The sequence below is a fragment of the Vibrio sp. 1580 genome, assembly GCF_033340055.1.
Window position 1 is genome coordinate 1 of sequence record NZ_JAWOVT010000378.1, and the last position, 638, is coordinate 638.

The window sequence follows — 638 nt, forward strand, 5'->3', positions numbered from 1 at the left end:
AACGCTGAAACAGCAGGAAATAGAAAAGCCTAGCGGGCGGCTAGGCTTTCAGGATAAAAACAGTTAACGCCAATTTTCAACGTACAGTTAGACGTAAATTTTGCCTTTCATATACAACACACCATCACCAGATACATTGACGCAATCCTCCTTGACTTCGCAGTACAGAACGCCACCACGCGCTGATGCTTGATACGCCACTAAAGATGCTTTGCCGAGCTCTCGCGCCCAATATGGTGCTAAGCCTGCGTGGATTGATCCTGTGACAGGGTCTTCATCTCCGCCGTTCGCTGGCCAAAAGTAGCGAGATACAAAGTCGTATTGACTGCCTTTTGATGTGACGACGACATCGTAAGGGGCGAGTTGTTTCAGTTGGTCGGAGCGATATTGAACATCAAAAACGGTTTGCTCATCTTCCACGATGACGAAGTAAGCTTGTGGGCTAAGCAGTACGTGTGTTATTTCGCAGTTTAATCCCTCAATCAATTGCGTAGGAATGGCGTTGATGGGGTGTGGCGCTCTTGTCGGAAATGTCATTTCAATCTTGCCAAGTGCGTTCTTAATTACGGTTAAGGTGCCCACTTTTAATGTGTGAAACTCAATACTTCCTGTAACGCCGAGTTGATCGAACAACACCA

Annotated in this window: 1 protein-coding gene; it reads right to left on the reverse strand. The window is 46.7% G+C overall.

Annotated features, from left to right (window positions below):
• Positions 1-87: 87 nt before the first annotated feature.
• Positions 88-638 (reverse strand): PhzF family phenazine biosynthesis protein (locus R7093_RS26110; protein WP_318147134.1); only part of this gene is annotated, 551 nt, incomplete at its 5' end.